This window comes from Streptomyces sp. NBC_00631, from assembly GCF_045206895.1.
In the GTDB taxonomy this organism is placed as follows: Bacteria; Actinomycetota; Actinomycetes; order Streptomycetales; family Streptomycetaceae; genus Streptomyces.
The window spans coordinates 9379952-9395359 of the sequence record NZ_CP107734.1 but is presented as its reverse complement, the minus strand read 5'-3'; the positions used below and the strand labels follow the sequence as shown (position 1 = coordinate 9395359).

Annotated in this window: 11 protein-coding genes; 2 read left to right on the top strand and 9 right to left on the bottom strand. The window is 72.3% G+C overall.

What is annotated here, in order from left to right:
- Nucleotides 1-137 precede the first annotated feature (137 nt).
- Nucleotides 138-791, bottom strand: coding sequence for a TetR/AcrR family transcriptional regulator (locus OHB00_RS42625; RefSeq protein WP_406443198.1), 654 nt, complete (start codon nt 789-791; stop codon nt 138-140).
- A 124-nt stretch (nt 792-915) separates the two neighbouring features.
- Between OHB00_RS42625 and OHB00_RS42620 the strand changes: the two genes are divergently transcribed.
- Complete coding sequence (locus tag OHB00_RS42620; RefSeq protein WP_406443196.1) at nt 916-2127, top strand: cytochrome P450; 1212 nt, start codon at nt 916-918, stop codon at nt 2125-2127.
- 19 nt (nt 2128-2146) lie between these two features.
- Here OHB00_RS42620 and OHB00_RS42615 read toward each other — a convergent pair whose 3' ends face one another.
- The 4 genes from OHB00_RS42615 to OHB00_RS42600 form a co-directional block, all read right to left on the bottom strand.
- On the bottom strand, nt 2147-5074 hold the full coding sequence (locus OHB00_RS42615; RefSeq protein WP_406443194.1) for a tetratricopeptide repeat protein: 2928 nt from the start codon (nt 5072-5074) through the stop codon (nt 2147-2149).
- 2 nt (nt 5075-5076) lie between these two features.
- Complete coding sequence (locus OHB00_RS42610; protein WP_406443192.1) at nt 5077-6924, bottom strand: HSP90 family protein; 1848 nt, start codon at nt 6922-6924, stop codon at nt 5077-5079.
- A gap of 86 nt (nt 6925-7010) precedes the next feature.
- The gene (locus tag OHB00_RS42605; RefSeq protein WP_406443191.1) at nt 7011-7994 is read right to left on the bottom strand and encodes a hypothetical protein; all 984 of its coding nucleotides are present in this window, start codon (nt 7992-7994) and stop codon (nt 7011-7013) included.
- A gap of 323 nt (nt 7995-8317) precedes the next feature.
- Nucleotides 8318-8641, bottom strand: a complete 324-nt coding sequence (locus OHB00_RS42600; protein ID WP_406443190.1) for a hypothetical protein — start codon at nt 8639-8641, stop codon at nt 8318-8320.
- Between the two features lie 423 nt (nt 8642-9064).
- On the opposite strand from OHB00_RS42600, the gene OHB00_RS42595 reads away from it, so the two are divergent.
- Complete coding sequence (locus OHB00_RS42595; protein WP_406443188.1) at nt 9065-10153, top strand: fatty acid desaturase family protein; 1089 nt, start codon at nt 9065-9067, stop codon at nt 10151-10153.
- A 480-nt stretch (nt 10154-10633) separates the two neighbouring features.
- Here OHB00_RS42595 and OHB00_RS42590 read toward each other — a convergent pair whose 3' ends face one another.
- The 4 genes from OHB00_RS42590 to OHB00_RS42575 are packed head-to-tail and all read right to left on the bottom strand — an operon-like array spanning nt 10634 to nt 15365.
- Nucleotides 10634-12046 (bottom strand): acyl-CoA reductase, encoded by a 1413-nt coding sequence (locus OHB00_RS42590; RefSeq protein ID WP_406443187.1) that lies wholly within the window; start codon nt 12044-12046, stop codon nt 10634-10636.
- The gene (locus OHB00_RS42585) at nt 12043-13386 is read right to left on the bottom strand and encodes a hypothetical protein (protein ID WP_406443185.1); all 1344 of its coding nucleotides are present in this window, start codon (nt 13384-13386) and stop codon (nt 12043-12045) included. Before OHB00_RS42585 ends, OHB00_RS42590 begins: the two co-directional genes overlap by 4 nt.
- Nucleotides 13387-13396: 10 nt before the next feature.
- Entirely contained in the window at nt 13397-14107 is a 711-nt protein-coding gene (locus OHB00_RS42580; RefSeq protein WP_406443183.1) for an ABC transporter ATP-binding protein, read from the bottom strand.
- A gap of 16 nt (nt 14108-14123) precedes the next feature.
- Entirely contained in the window at nt 14124-15365 is a 1242-nt protein-coding gene (locus OHB00_RS42575) for an ABC transporter substrate-binding protein (RefSeq protein WP_406443181.1), read from the bottom strand.
- Nucleotides 15366-15408 lie beyond the last annotated feature (43 nt).

Below are 15408 nucleotides of genomic sequence, written 5' to 3'. Positions count from 1 at the left end.
CGCCTGTGCTTGCGGCATGTCAACGAGGTCAACAAGACTTTCTGCGCGCGAAGTTCACGGAGGCGGGTGAGCCGGGCTCAACGGTGCGAAGCCTTGCGGGAGTTACGGCTCCCCGGCAACGGCCCCCGTACAGACCCCTACAGCCCCCGGGTGACCGGGCGGAGCGCGTCGGCGAGCTGCTCACGGTGCCGGCGCAGCGCCTCGGCGGTGATGCCCTCCTCGGCCACGGCCCGGGCCAGGTCGTCGGTCGCCACCTTGAGCACGGCGCTCATCGTGGCGGCCTGCATACGGAGGTCGAGCAGGCCGGCGGACCCGCCCGCGCGGTCGGCGAGCACTTCGGTGAACGTCTCCTCCGCGCGTTCCCGCAGGACCAGGTAGGCGGCACGCAGCGCCGGCTCCTCGTGGGTCATCCGGATCACGGTGAGAACCGCCTCGGCGTCCCCGCCGGACGACGCGTCGAGTGCGGGCTGGTAGGCGGCGCGCAGGTGCTCGGTCAGGTCGACGCCGGACGGCCAGGCGTACAGGACCGTCCGGAAGGCCGCGATCGACTGGGTGAGCAGCGGCTCCACGCAGCTTTCCTTGCTGGGGAAGCAGCGCCACAGCGTGCGTTCCGAGACTCCGGCCGCCCGCGCGATCTGCTCACCGGAGGTGGCCGCCACTCCCTGTTCGGCGAACAGCCGGACCGCATGGCGGGAGATGTCGAGGCGCTGTCGCTGCCGCTGCCGGTCGCTCACCGGGGGACGTCCCCGGCGGCGCGCTGTCGGGCCGCTGTCCACCGTCACGTCCTCCATCGGGCGATCCAATCACGCCCGAACCGCGGCGCGACTGGCCGAAAACATTATTGGCAGTGACTGACAATAAAGTGTTACGGTCGAAGTGCCGGAAGATCGCGTTCCGAGGTCCAGGAGGAGGACCATGAACGGTGCCGCCGAGCGTTCCCGACTGCCCTTCGCACGACCCAACGTGCTCGATCTCGCGCCTCTGTACGAGGTGCTGCGCCGGCAGGCGCCGATCACGCCGGTCACCACACCGGCCGGGGATCCGGCCTGGCTGGTCACCCGCTTCGACGAGGTGCGCGACCTCCTGAGCGACAAGCGGCTCGGCCGCTCCCATCCCGAGCCGGAACGGGCGTCCCGGATCACCACCGCCGCGGTGCAGGAGGGCCCCTCGGGCAACTACGCCACCGAGGAGGCCGACCACACCCGGATGCGCCGGCTGCTCACCCCGGCCTTCTCCGCCCGGCGCATGGTGCTGCTCTCCGATCACGTACGGCAGCTCGTGGACGGCTGCATCGACCGGCTGCTCGCCGAGCGGGCCGCCGCCCCCGACGGGGTGGTCGACCTCCATGCCGGGCTGGCCTTCCCGGTGCCGGTCGCGGTCATCTGCCGGCTGCTCGGCGTGCCCGAGAGCGACCGCGCCCACTTCGCCTCGCTGTCGGAGCGGATGGCGAACTACGCCATCGGTGACGGCGCCGAGCGGGCGCGGGAGGAGTTCAACGACTACATGATCACTCTCGCCGAGGCGAAACGCGCCCGGCCGGGCGAGGACGTCATCTCCGACCTGGTGCGCGCCCAGCGTGCCGACGCGGACTTCGACTACTCCGAAATGATCAGGCTCTGCGTCGGGTTGCTGTTCGCCGGGCACGAGACCACCGTCAACCGCATCGGGCTGGGCACGCTCTTCCTGCTCACCCGCCCCGAGCAGTGGCAGGCACTGACCGCCGACCCCGCCGGCCGGGTCAACGCCACCGTCGAGGAGGTCATGCGCCTGGGCGCCCCCGGTGACCTCGGTCTGCTGCGCTACGCCCACACCGACGTCGACATCGCCGGGGTCACCATCCGATGCGGCGACGCCGTGATCCTCTCCATCAACGCCGCCAACCGCGACGCGGCCGTCTACACCGACGCCGAGACGTTCGACCCCGACCGTCCGGAACGGAACCATCTCGGATTCGGCCACGGCCCGCACTTCTGCATCGGCGCGAGCCTGGCCCGTACGGAGCTGCGCATCGTCTTCGCCGCCCTCGCCGAGCGCCTGCCCGGGCTGCGCCTCGCCAAGGATGTCGGCGACCTCACGATGCGCACCACCCTCACCGGCGGGGTCAGCGAGCTTCCCGTGACCTGGTGAAGGCGCCGTCGCCGCCGCGTCACTCCTCGTCGCGCAGCCGGGCCGCCAGGGAGGTCAGCGGTTCGGTCTCCTCGGTGTGGCCCAGGGCGGTGAGGCGCGCGACCGCGCCGTCGAGGCGGGCGAGGGCGGGTTCGGTGCGTTCCAGGTAGCGGCCCTCCACGACCGCCGCGAGCCGGACGCACTCCGCCCACTCGCCGGCCTGGTCCTGGTCGGGTCCCGGTTCTCCGAGCAGGCCGAGGGCCTTGTCCAGGGCGGTCAGGGCGGTCTCGTACTCACGGGCGTAGGCGTTGACCCGCCCGTGTTCGTAGGCGAGGGCGCTGTCCAGGTCGCGGCCGCGGACCTGGTGTCCCGCGGCGCGGGCCTCGTCGGCGATCCGGCCCGCGTCGGCGAGCAGGGCGAGGGCGTCGGCGAGGCCCTCGGCGCCCTGCCGCTCGGCCTGCAGGCGGGCGAGTTCGCGCAGGCAGCTGCTGAGCTGCTCGTAGCGCGGGGCCCGGGCGTGCGCGGCGAGGGCCTGGTCCGCGGCCTCGCGGGCCCGGCCGAACTCGCCGGACTCGGCGAGGAGTACGGCGGTCTCCGCGGCGATCATGGCGTGGCTCGCCGGGTCGTCGTCCCAGCCGGCCGACTCGGCAGCGAGGGCGGCGTACTCGGCGGTCGCGGCCTTGAGGTCCTCCCCCGCGTGCAGCGCGCGGGCCCGGGACAGGCGCAGTTGGGCGACGAGCCGGTCGTCCACCTCTCCGGCCGCGATGTCTGGTTCGGCGAGGAGGGAGTCGAGCAGCGCGATGCAGTCCTCGACGCGGCCCAGGTCGAGGCTGAGCTGGGCCGCGTTGCCGTAGGTGCAGAACGCGTCGGTCCGGCTGCCGTGGCGCAGTTCCAGCTCCGCGGAGCGCGTCAGATGCCGCAGCGCCTCGGCGGGGCGGCCCAGGCGCATGCAGGCCTGGGCCAGATCGCCGTGCAGGTGGGCGGTGCCGCCGGTGCCGGACGGCCAGTCCGCGGCCAGGCGCAGGCTCTCGGTCAGGTCCGCGTGGGCGGCCTCCGCGTCCCCCAGGCCGAGCTGGACGCGGCCGCGCAGGCCGAGCGTGCGGGGCAGGTGCCAGGCCGGGCCCTGCGTCCTCAGCAGGTCGAGGAGGGCGTCGAGCTCCGTGACCGCGGTGGGCAGGTCGCCGGAGACGGCGTACGTGCTGGCCCGCAGCAGGTGGGCACCGGAGACCTGGCCGGCGATGTCGTGCCGGGTGGCGAAGGCGAGCAGCAGCTCCACCTCGGCGAGGACCGGCGCGATGTGCTCCTTGTTCCTCGACTCCTGCAGCCGCATGCCGAGCGCGGTCGCCCGCAGCCGGAGCAGCCGCGCCTCCTGGTACGGGGCGAGGCCGGAGCTCTCCTCGTGCAGCCGGACGAGGGCCGCGTGGGCGGCGGTCAGCGCGTCGGCCCGCGCCTCGGCCCCGGCGGCGGGCTCCCCGGGGAGCCCGCCCGCGGGCAGCAGGGCGCAGGCGCGGGCGAGCGCCGCGTGTCCGGGCGCCCCGGCCTCGTCGTAGCGGCTCGCGGCCTCCTCGTACAGGGCGGCCGCCGTGTCGAACTCCTCCTTCTCGCCCGCCGTGGTCGCCTCGGCGTCCATCAGGTCCGCGCGCAGCCGTACGAGCGGTCCCACGGCCGGGTCGTCGGGGTGGGCGTAGCCGGGGGCAGCGACGAGCGTGCGCAGCCGTGCCCAGCAGGCCACCGCGTCCGGATGGCCCTGCTCGTCCAACGCCCTTGCACGGAGGATGAGTTCGGGCAGCGACTCGGGAACGGCGGCCGACGTGCGGGCGGCGGCGGGTGCGGCTGCCGGGGCCACGTCGTCGAGGCGGCGGGTGCGCAGGGTCAGTTCGAGCGCGTCCAGCAGGGGGGCGCGGTCGAGGCGGGCGGCGCGCCGGTCGGTGTGGGCGGTGGTGCCGTTGCGGGCGTCGAAGCGGGCGGCGAGGTCGTCGGCGCGGCCGCGCACCTCGGCGCGCAGGCCCGCCACCGTCCGGCTGCGGCCCGCGTATCCGGCGGCGGGCAGGTCGCCGTGGCCGAGGGCTTCGACGCGCTGAAGGAGGACCTCCACGCCGGTGAGGAAGCCGAGCAGGTCCAGCGGCGAGTCGACCTCGTCGAACAGGTTCCGGTTCTCGGCGAGGAGTTCCAGGCCGCGCGCCTCGTTGCCGGTGAGCGCGCAGAACTCCAGGTGCCGGCCGACCTCGCCGGACATCGAGGGGTTGCGGCGGCAGGCGCGGTAGCCGGTGAGGTGCAGTGCGCGGGCCTCGTCGGCACGGCCGGTGCGCAGCAGGGGAAGCAGCGCGTACGAGACGGAGCGGGCCGGCTCCTCCTGGCAGGACTCCTTCCCGGCCAGGACGGGCTCCCAGGCGCGCAGCGCCCGCTCGTCGTCGCCGGCCGCGAGGTGGTACAGGGCGCGCTCGCAGATCTCGCAGGCCTCGCAGTCGCTGAGCTGGGTGCGGGGCCGCCCCGCCCACAGTTCGAAGGCCAGGTCGCTGTCCTCGCCGACGTGGGCCGCGAGCCGGTAGGCCTGCCCGTAGCAGGGCTGGAGCGCGAGTTGGGCCTTCTCGTACCGGTCGCGCATCTCGGTCAGCCACTGGCGCAGGCTCGTCAGGGGTATCTCGGGCAGCGCGACCAGCGCGTTGGCCACCCACTTGAAGCGCCAGAAGAGCAGGTGGCGCAGCCGCTCGTCGAACACGTCCGGCTGCTCGTCGAAGAGGGTGAGCAGGCGGGCGAAGACCACGGGCGACTTACGGGGTTCGGAGCCGTAGGTGTACGCCTCCTGGAGTTCCAGGAGGGCGTGGACGAGCGGCCGGGGCTCGGCGAACTGCTCGGCGGCGTCGACGAGTTCCTCGGCCGTGACGGTCCGGGTGCGGCCGAAGGGGCGCCGGTCGTTCTCCTGGAGCGCCTGGTACAGCTCGTCGGTGGTCTGGGGTGCGGTCGGCATCGTCAGCTGTCCTTGCGGAGGGCGTGGGCGAGGAGATCGAGGAACGAGCGGTTGATGAGGCTCGACTCGGCTGGCCTGAGCGGGCGCCGGGACAGCATCGCGGCCTGCCCGTAGAGGGCTTCGGCGCTGGTGCGGGCCAGTTCGGGTTCGTCGATGGTGACGGCGGTGCGGACCAGCGGGTTGAGCTGGTTGAGGATCAGCTGGGCGCGCGGGGCCTCCTGGCGCAGGTGTCCGAGGATGTCGCCCCACACGCCGCCCTGCTGCTCGCGGGCGAGCTGGGAGCGGGTCCGCTCGTGCCGGGCCTCGCGGCTGTCGAGGAGGAGTGCGGGGGCCGAGGCGGGCTGGAAGGTGCGCAGCGCCACGTCGCAGTCGAAGACGGCGAGGGCGTCGCGGGCCTGGGCGAGGTAGGCCGCGGCGGCCAGCTCCGTCTCCCGGTCGACGGGGTCGAGGTGGGCGGTGAGCGTCGCCGGGTCGAGGTCGGCGACGCTGACCTCGGGCCTGATCTCCGGCAGCCGGTGGACCAGTTCCCGGTCGTAGGTGTAGCCGCCGTTGACCACGCCGAGACCGGCGGCCCCGGCGATGGCCGCCACCTGCCGGAACTCCTCCACGCTGGAGGTCACGAGCACGGTGCGGTGGGTGCGCGCGAACTCGTCGAGGGTGGCGTGCCCGTCGGTGGTCTCGAACGGCAGCCACGGCAGCAGCATCCGCAGGATCTCGTCGTCGTGCACGGCCAGGGACTTCACGGCCAGGTGATGGGTCTGGAGGAAGCGGCCGAGGAGGTCCGGGTCGCTGGCGGCGGTCCGGGCGATCCAGGCGCGCAGCCGTTCGGCGAGGGCGTCACGGACCGCGGCGAGGGTGTCGTCCTCGTACAGGGACTCGCGGGACGCGGTCGGGCGCAGGCTCTCGGCGTCGAGGACGCAACGGACGAAGAACGCCCACTCGGGCAGGATCTCCTCGGCCTGCTCGGACAGGAGCATGCCCTTGACGTGCACGCGGTGGCCGTGCCGGCGCCCGACCGGCACCGCCTCGGGGAGCACGCACGCGATGCCCTTCAGGCCCACGGCGGGCAGGTCCAGGTCGATGGTGTCCAGCGGCGTGAACCCGAAGATCTCCTCGCCGTACGCGGCCAGTGCCCGGGACCGCGCGCCGGGCGTGGGGTAGCTACGGGCCCAGGGTGCGGGTTCGGGGTTGACGGCCGAGCCGGGGCCGCCGGTGCCGTCGTCGAAGGTCACCGGGTGGCGCAGCAGGGAGCCGAAGTGCCGGGCGAGCGTGTGCACTTGGCCAGGGCGGGTCCACTCCCCCGCGTCGGCCCGGGGCGTCAGCGTGACGGTGGTGCCGGGCTGTGGGCGGGCGGCCGCGGGCAGGGTGCGGACGGAGTAACTGCCGTCGCCGCGGCCCCGCCACTCCACGACGGGGGCGCCGGGAGTGCGGGCGGACCGGCTGACGACGTGGATCTCGTCGGCGACCAGGAAGCAGGAGAGCAGTCCGATGCCGAACTGCCCGATGAAGTCGGCCCGTTGCTCGGCTATCTTCTCGGCGCGCTTGCTGCTGCGGCCGATGGTGGCGAGGAAGCTGTGCACGTCGGCCTCGGTGAGACCGACGCCGTCGTCCTCCACCCGGACCACCGAACCGTCGGCGTACAGGCGGATGCCGAACGCGTCGGCGGCGGCGCCCGGTTCGAGGCCGTGCCGGGCGGTCAGCGCGTCCACCGCGTTCTGCAGGAGTTCGCGCAGGTAGACCCGCGGGCTGGAGTAGAGGTGGTGGGAGAGGAGGTCGACGAGGCCGCGCAGATCCACCTGGAAGGTGCGGTCGGCGCCGGCCGGGCTCACGGGCGGGTGGGGCAGAGTCATCACGGAGTCCGGGGTGGAGTGATCGAACGGTGGTGTCGGGGCGGTGCGTCGGACGGCGTGGGAGCGGCCGTCCGAGGGCGGCCGGCTCAGGCGCGGCGCCGGAAACGGGCGTACGCGTTCTCCGGCTGCGCCATGTAGACCCAGGGCCACCGGGTGAAGGCGCCGTCCAGTTCGTGGTAGACGCGCGGGGCCACGATGCTCTCGGCGGCCAGCGACAGGGCCATGGCGAAGGTGTTGAAGTCCTCCTGCCAGCCCGGGCGCCGCCGGTAGCCGGGGTGGAGGATGCTGCGCTTGGCGGCGTCCCTCAACTCGGCCTGGATCTCCGGGGTGTCGAGGCACTTCTTGTCGTCCGACTCCACCCAGTACTCGATATGGGCCATGGCGACCGCGCAGCCGAGGCGATGGCCGTCGGGTGCGCCGGCGAACGCGTCGCGCGCGAACTCCAGGGCCTGGCCCGGCTCACCGTGCCACCGCGGCTGAAGGTGCGACACCCACTCGATGTGGGTGGCCAGGTCCAGCGGGTCGCGGCGCAGGGCCGCGTCGAGCCTGGCCTCGTTGACGGCGCCGCCCAGCGACATGCCGCGGCCCGAGGTGAGCAGGCGGCGCCAGGGCGTGATCCACTCCGGCCGCAGCTCGGCGGCTTCGAGGAGGTGCTCCTCGGCGATGTTCAGCCGCTCGTAGAAGACCCGCCACTGCTCCCGCGAGACGTGCGAGGCACGCGCGGAGGTGCGCGCCTCCCAGCCCCAGCTGATGTGGCGCGCCCCGGATATCAGCAGCGCCGTCGCCCGGTGCTCCTTGTCCTCCTCGACGGCCCGGCCGATCCAGTCCTGCAGACCATCCACCTCGGACAGTTCACCCAGCACCTGGTGGTCGCGGCCGAGATCGAAGGGGGCCGACGCCATCTTGACCGCGTCCCAGTCACCCGACTCCGCGGCCACCACCAGCGCCATGACCCGGGTGTCGCCGAGGGACTGCAGCCGGTACACCCCGTTCTGCCGGCGCGGCACGGGAAGGGCGTGCGGATCCGCCGCCGGTCTCTCCCCGCCTCTGCCGAACAGCTTGCCGAACATGCCGCGCCCTCCCCAGGTTCCGCGTGATCGTTCCGGTGCAGCATAAGCGGCCCCACCGACATCGCCTCCACAGGGTTTTCACCGACGGCGCACGGGAACCGGCACGGCGGACGTCCGCGCGGAGGAGCGGGGGCGGTGTGGTGCGCGCCCCGGCCAGGGGGGCAGGGCTCGTCTCGCGCCGGCCGAGAGCGAAGGCCGGCCCTTGTCACCGGCCAGGTCCGCAGACGGGGAAGGTGTCACCGAGGGACTGCGGAAGCTGCGAGCGCAGGCGTCCGGCTCGCCCACACGTTGCGCTCGCCGGCCGGCGGGGATCTACGGCGGCGTCACTCCCCGAGCAACAGCCGCTCCAGCGCCGCCCGGGCCCGGGCGTCGGATCGTGCGCGGGCCGTGACCGCGGCCGCGAGCTCCCGTATCCACTCGTCGAGTGCCACCGGGCGTCGCGAGAGCACCACGCCCCGGACCTCCTTGCACACCTCGCACTCGGGGCGGCCGCCCGGCAGGCCGAGCACCAGACGCTGCTCGCCGAGGAGGACCTCGTCCCGCTCTACACGGCCCTCGCGCCCCGCGAGCCGGTCGGCCACGCCCCGCTTGCGCTCGACGGCGACGGAACCCGGCGGCAGCACCTCGGCGAGGGTTGCCGTGAGCACCCGGGTTCTTGGTGAGCGGGCCACCGACCTGCGAGCCGGACTTGTGGAGCTGACCGCTCGGGCTTCGGGGAAGAGCGATCTCCCCCCCGGGTGTGGTGGAGCACAGTGTGCTGGGGCTGCGTTCTGGATCGTGAGCTTCGTCGGTCGGAAAAGTTGCTGATCGGCGCGTAGGCGGTGGAACACCACCTGGGAAAGACCTACCGGAAACCGGGAGTGCGCACGCGCGGCGATCTCGCGTGCGGATGGCCGAGCCGCCCAGCACATCGAGGACCCCGGCCGTCATAGCGGCTGCGACGACGGCCAAAGCCGAGTTCAGCGGATGACGACTGGTGGTAGCCCCCGAGAGGCCGGGAGGCGTTCCCCCTGCGGATCCGGTGGCTGGCCCGCTGTCGGCGCGGTGCCGCCGTGCCCAGACTCGGCAGCATGACGTTCCCCATCGACGCTCCCGTCGCGGCCGCGCCGCCCGCCGCCCCCGCACAACCTTCCGGTCCCGGCAGCGATTTCGCCAGACTCTCCCAACGGATCGGCGAGGCAGGCCTCTTGGACCGGCGCCCGGGCTACTACACGGTGCGGCTCGGCCTGGTGATCGCGGCTCTGGTGGGCGGCTGGGCGGCCTTCTTCGCGCTCGGCGACACCTGGTGGCAGCTTGCTGTCGCCGCCGCGATGGCCCTCGTCTTCGGTCAAGTGGCGCTCGTGGCACACGATCTGGCGCACCGGCAGGTCTTCCGCCGACGCCGCCCGAGCGAGACCTGGGGCCGCCTCTTCGGCAACCTCGCCATCGGCATGAGCTACGGGTGGTGGATGAACAAGCACACCCGTCACCACGCCAACCCCAACCACGAGGAGCTCGACCCCGACGTCGCTCCCGACATCCTGGTGTGGTCCACGGACCAGGCACGCGACAGCAGCGGCCTGGCCCGGTTCGTCGGCGGGCACCAGGCGTTCCTGTTCTTCCCACTGCTGACCCTGGAGGGTTTCAACCTGCATGTGTCGAGCCTGCGGGCGCTGCGCTCGCCGTCCATGAAGCACCGAGGACTGGAGGGCGTGCTGCTCCTCCTGCACCTGGCGGCCTACCTGTCCGCGCTGTTCCTGGCGCTCTCTCCCGGAAAGGCCGTGGCGTTCCTCGCCGTGCACCAGTGCCTCTTCGGGGTCTGTCTCGGCTGCACGTTCGCCCCGAACCACAAGGGCATGCCCACCTTCACGGGCGACGAGCGACCCGACTTCCTGCGCCGTCAGGTGCTCACCTCGCGGAACGTGCGCGGCGGCCGGTTCAAGGACATGATGCTTGGCGGGCTGAACTACCAGATCGAACACCACCTGTTCCCGAGCATGCCCACACCTCACCTGCGGCGGGCCCGGGTGATCGTGCGGGAGTACTGCGCGGAGATCGGTGTGCCGTACCACGAGACCGGGCTGCTGCAGTCCTACCGTGAGGCCCTCAGGCACCTGCACCGGGTGGGAGAGCCCATCAGGCGGCAGCGAAGGCGACGTGACGGCGCAGCGCGCGGGTGAAGCGACCTGGGCGGCGTCCGGAACGTGCTCGCCGCGCCAAGCCCCGGGGCGAGGCCGGCGTCCAAGAAGCCCGAGGCTCAGCTCGGCCCGCACGGTTACGGTGTGTGTCCGAGGGGGGACTCAAACCGAGACCCCGACGGCACCTCCTGACACGCCGCCAGAACATGCGGGCAGGTCAGCAGCAGTACAGGCCAGGCTCAGGGTGCCACCGGCACGAACGAACGGGCCTGCCGGGAGAGTTCGGTGCTTTCGATGTCCCGCTCCGACCTGCGCCGAAGCCTTCACCAGCTGCACCCCGTGCACAACAGGTGTACACGCGTGAGGCTGTCACCACCTCCTCGTCCGGGCCGTCCGTCCCCGCCGTTCCTGCAGTCCCCGACCTGGTGCCGGATCGGGTCATGACGGCGGAGTCGGGCCGACCGCGGTCTTCGGTACGAGGAGGGCGTGGAGCCGTGCCTGAACTGCGGCCGCGCCGGCTGATCACTCGTCGTTCACCCAGCGCATGAGCCGTTGCAGCGGATAGAAACCGTCGTGGGAGAGGCCGGGTGGCATACCACCCGCCTGGCCCAGGGACACCACGCGTTGCACCCCGGCGCAGGCGAGGGCGTCGCGCAGTTGCGGCTTGCGGGTGTCGGGGTAGACGCCGACGGTCTGGGTGGCGACACCGGCGTGGGTGACCGCCTCGGAGAGGTCGGCGACCGGGACGACGTCGACGATCTTTCCGTCCGGATGGAAATCCACCGGTTCCGGGGAGCGGATGACCAGGCCCCGGCCGTCGTACCCGCCCCATACCCGGTACTCGGGCGCCATGGAGCGCAGGACGTCGATCTCCTCACGCAGGGCGGTGGAGACCCTCGGGCCGGTCGCCGAGCTGAACTCACGGGCGATACCGAGGCGTTCGCGGAGCAGAGCGGCGTACCGGTCGGCCTCCTCCACGGAGCCCTCGACGAACTGGAAGCGGCTGGCCACGCACGCCTGCTGGTTGAAGAACGTGGCATCGGCGGCCCCCGCGTCGGCAGCCTCGGCGAGCGTCCGCGGGGACGCGAAGGCTTCCCGGCCGATCAGCGAGATGGAGGTCTTCGGGTCGAAGGAGACGAGTTCGAATCCGGGACCGACGTAGCGAAGCGCTCCGCGGATCGTCGCCTCGCCACCCCAGGCGACCAGCTTGTCGAAGAACTGCGGGCGGAACAGCACGCTCTCCACGGCGTCGTCGCCGCCGCGCCAGTAGACCGCGGAGAACGACCGGACCACGGGGTGGCCGGGGGCCACCGCGGCCATGGTCCGCAGGATCGCCGTCGCGGTGAACAGGTCGTTCGAGGGCAGCTTCAGCAGGTTGACGCCCTTGGTGAGGGCGCCGCGCACGACGGACATCGCCGCGACGCCGGGGGCGTTCCCGGCGATGACGTGTACCAGACGGGGCGGGAACGCGCGCGTGGCAGCGACCCGGCCCCCGGGCAGCCGCACCTCGCGCCAGCCGTCGAGTACGTCCGCTCCGCCGAGTTCGTGATCGATCTGGGCGTACAGGCCGGTGCGGCCGAAGCTGCGCCAGAGCGCGGCGTAGGCGCGTTCGAGCACCTCGCCGGGGAGCGGGCTGACGCGGACCATGCGGTCCAGGGCTTCGGCGAGGAGGCCGTCGCGGTCCGCCTTCAGCGCCTCGCCCGTCGCCACCAGCACGTCCACGATCTCCGCTGTGGGCACGTGGAAGGCGGGTCCTGGTTCGGTGCGGGGCCACACCAGGCGGTCCAGGTCGAGTGCCGGTGCGGTGAACGCGGCGCCGGGACGGCCGTGGGCGTCGTGCGGACCGTGGTCGACCTCGCCGCGGACGATGTGTACCACGGCCACCGGGGCGTCCGTCTCCGATGCGGGTGCGCTGTGCGGCTTCGTCCCGGTCATCCGTGGATCATCCCCCGCACATAGGAGTCGAGCGTGGCCGCACACGTGATCTTGTCGTCGCCGCCGAGGTCACCGTAGCGCCGGATGTCCGGCAGGACGGCCGGTCCCGGCCTGCCGCAGTCGCAGGGCGAGAAGTCGACGAAGACCCGGTCACCGCTGATCAGCCCGCCCCAGCGGCCCTCCAGCGAGATGTCCAGAAAGGCGAACCGGCCCTCCACGACTCCGTGTTCCGGGTTGAGCAGGGTCTCGCCCTCCTGGTCGAGGACCAGCGGTATCACCCACGGCGGAACATGGTAGTTACCCTTCTCGCAGGCGAGACAGGATCCCTGAAGCTCCGTCATGCCGTAGCTGCGCACCCTGCGGACACCGTCGTAGAAGGCGGCGAACTGCTGCTGGTAGTCGTCGGGCAGGGCTCGGCCCTTGTTGCCGCCGCCACTGAGCACCAGTGTGTCCGGGTGAAGGCCTCCGTCCGGGAGGCCTCGGGCACGCAGTGCCTGGATCAGGGCGAACTGCTGGTTGTTCATGCCGGCGATCAGCAGCGGTTCGTCGCGGTGCGCGGCGATGTCGTCGACGATCCGGGTGACGGCGGCGTCCAGTTCCATCTCGCGGGCCTCGGAGGCGGTTTCGAAGGAGCTGATCTCCCGCGGGGTGGCGGTGCCCTCGGCCATCCGGCGGCGCAGCAGGGCGCTGCTCATCAGCTCGGACACCCTCAGCGGGTCCTCGGTCAGCAGCTGCGTCTCGCCGGGGCGCGCGAAGACCTCCGCGTGCCACCGGAAGCCGTCGATGGAGCGCATCGGGCCGCTCGCCGGTGCCAGGAGGTAGCCGCGGCGGGTGGGTTTCGGCGGCAGGGGGTCGGGCCAGCAGGTGAGGTGCTCCAGGATGTCGTGCAGGAAACCCAGGTCGCTCGCGGAGCAGTTGAGGAAGGAGACCTTTCCCGAGGTGCCGCTGGTGATGTACGGACGGTAGCCGGCGGCCGTGATGCGTTCGGTCCACTCGTCGATGTCGCCCACGCCGTCGACGTCGACGTCTCCCGGTTCGAGAGCCGACACGGTCGTGTACCAACGCAGCAGCCGGTCCCAGCGGCCGGTGGTGATGAGGGAGACGGGATACGACTTGTAGCTGGTGTGCGAGAAGAGGAGGGGGACGAGGTCCTTGAGGGTCGTGACCTCGTGGACGCCGGTCTCCTCCGCCCGCGTGCGCAGCAACGGGATGCGCTCGCGGTGGGCGGCGAAGGCCTCCCGCGCGGCTTCGAGCTGCAACCCCCTCAGGTCTGCGATGGGTTGATCGAACGGATCGCCGGACAGAACCAGGGATCGGATCTGTTCGCGTGCGCTTGCCACGGCACTCACCTCAATCAGTTGCGTACGTTGTCTTCTGAGCGAGATACGACGACTCGATCGCGTCCAGGTTCGCGCGCAGGTCCTTCGGGGTGCCGGCCATGGTGACGCGGCCGCGGTGCAGCACGTACACGCGGTCCGCGATGTCCAGCACCTTGCGCACGTGCTGTTCCACCAGGAGCGCGCCCAGACCCCGGTCGGCCGCCTCGCGCACCGCGCGCAGCAGGCGGTCGACCACCAGCGGGGCGAGACCGAGCGACAGTTCGTCCGCGAGGAGCAGCCTCGGGGCGCGGCACAACGCGCGCGCCAGCGACAGCATCTGCTGCTCGCCGCCGGACAGCATGCCCGCGCCGGTCTTCAGGCGCTTCTCCAACTCGGGGAAGAGTTCCAGGGCCTGCTCGGTCGCCACTCGGCCGACCCGTAGGTTGTCCGTGGTGTCGAGGCGGGTGATGACGGCCCGCTCACCGACGTACGCCAGGCCCTGGCGGGCTCGGCGGTGCAGTGGTGCGCGGCCGGGCTCGCCCAGCCAGCGCACCTCGCCGCCCATCGGGGCCAGGTCGCCCGACAGCGCCCGGAGCGTGGTGGTCTTGCCCGCGCCGTTGGGCCCGAGCAGGGCGACCACCTCGCCGGGGCGGACCTCCATGTCGAGGTCGCGTACGACGGGCCGGCTGCCGTATCCGGCGGTCAGCGCGCGGGCTTCGACCAGGGGCTCGATGCCGTGCACGGATGTCCTCCTTCGGTCAGCCGGCCGTCGTGGCCGTCAGTACCTTGCGGACGTCGACGAAGGTCGATCCCGGCTTGGCCCACTCGATCTTCCCGTCGGTGATGGTCAGTTCGGTGGCGGTGGTGTTGTGGATGCGGTTCAGGCCCTTGATGGGCAGGGCGGTCGACGCCTTCCAGGTCAGCGGCGGGGTCAGGCCGCCGGTGCTGATGCCCTGGGTGGTGTTCAGCTCCTGCACCAGGGCCTTCGCCGAGATCGCCGGCAGCTTGCTGACGGCCTCTGTGAAGACCTTGAACGCCACCCACGTGGTCTCGTTGGCGCCGTTGGAGGTGTCGATGTCCTTGTTGCCGGCGGCGGCCTCGGTGAAGTCCTTCCACGCCTTGTCGGAGACCGGTGGGAAGTAGCCGGTGATCGCGGCGCCCTCCAGCGGGCTGCTGCTTCCGCCGGTGCTCGCGGCCAGCTGCGGGGTGAGGTTGCCGACGACGCTGCCGAGCTTCGTCTTCACGCCCGACTGCATGTACGACGTCACGAACAGGTCAGAGTGCGTGCCCAGGATGACGCTGACGCAGTCGCTGCCCTTGGTCGCGGCGGCGACCTGCGGGGCGAGGTCGGTGGCGGTGACCGGCACCTTGAGGTCCTTGGGCGCGGCCCCTCCGGCGGAGGTCACGCCGAGGGTGAGGAACTGCGAGACGATGGCGGCGGCCGCCAGGTCGTACCGTACGCCGGAGATCTTCCTGCAGCCCTGCTCCACCAGCTGCCGCCCGTGGGCCGCGAACACCACCGGGGTGCCGCCGTTGACCGGGAACGACAGCGGGTTGGAGAACTCCGCCGCCGAGACGCCGGTCCCGCCGAGGTAGGGGATGCCGGCCTTCTGCAGGATGGGCATGTAGCGGTCGCCCGCGAGACTGTAGGAGCCCACCACCGCGACCACCTTGTCGGCGACGGCCTGCTGGGCGCACTTCTCGGCCTCGTCGGGGTCGTTCTTCTCGTTGCAGGTGAGCACCTTCAGCGGGCCGCCCTTGATCCCGCCATGGGCGTTGACCCACTTCTCGTACGCCTGGGCGGTGAGCCGCACCCCCGGCTGGGCGCTGCCCTGGGTGTTCTCCGGCGCCCACACCATCACCTTGACCGGCGTGCCCTTCAGCGACGAGGTCTCGGCCGAGCTGTCGGATGCCTCTCCCCCGCAACCGGCGGCAAGCAGGGTCGCGGTGACCGCGAGACAGGTCGCTGCGGCCCGTCTGCGTCGGGGTGAGTCGTTCATGGTTCCTCCGCGGGACTCGTCGTCGAGTTGGCGAACAGCATGG

Excerpts from the sequence above, each read along its gene's own strand:
- OHB00_RS42625 (WP_406443198.1), bottom strand. The coding sequence starts at position 791 with ATGGAGGACGTGACGGTGGACAGCGGCCCGACAGCGCGCCGCCGGGGA.
- OHB00_RS42575 (WP_406443181.1), bottom strand. The coding sequence starts at position 15,365 with ATGAACGACTCACCCCGACGCAGACGGGCCGCAGCGACCTGTCTCGCG.
- OHB00_RS42590 (WP_406443187.1), bottom strand. The coding sequence starts at position 12,046 with ATGACCGGGACGAAGCCGCACAGCGCACCCGCATCGGAGACGGACGCC.
- OHB00_RS42620 (WP_406443196.1), top strand. The coding sequence starts at position 916 with ATGAACGGTGCCGCCGAGCGTTCCCGACTGCCCTTCGCACGACCCAAC.
- OHB00_RS42595 (WP_406443188.1), top strand. The coding sequence starts at position 9,065 with ATGACGTTCCCCATCGACGCTCCCGTCGCGGCCGCGCCGCCCGCCGCC.
- OHB00_RS42610 (WP_406443192.1), bottom strand. The coding sequence starts at position 6,924 with ATGACTCTGCCCCACCCGCCCGTGAGCCCGGCCGGCGCCGACCGCACC.
- OHB00_RS42605 (WP_406443191.1), bottom strand. The coding sequence starts at position 7,994 with ATGTTCGGCAAGCTGTTCGGCAGAGGCGGGGAGAGACCGGCGGCGGAT.
- OHB00_RS42615 (WP_406443194.1), bottom strand. The coding sequence starts at position 5,074 with ATGCCGACCGCACCCCAGACCACCGACGAGCTGTACCAGGCGCTCCAG.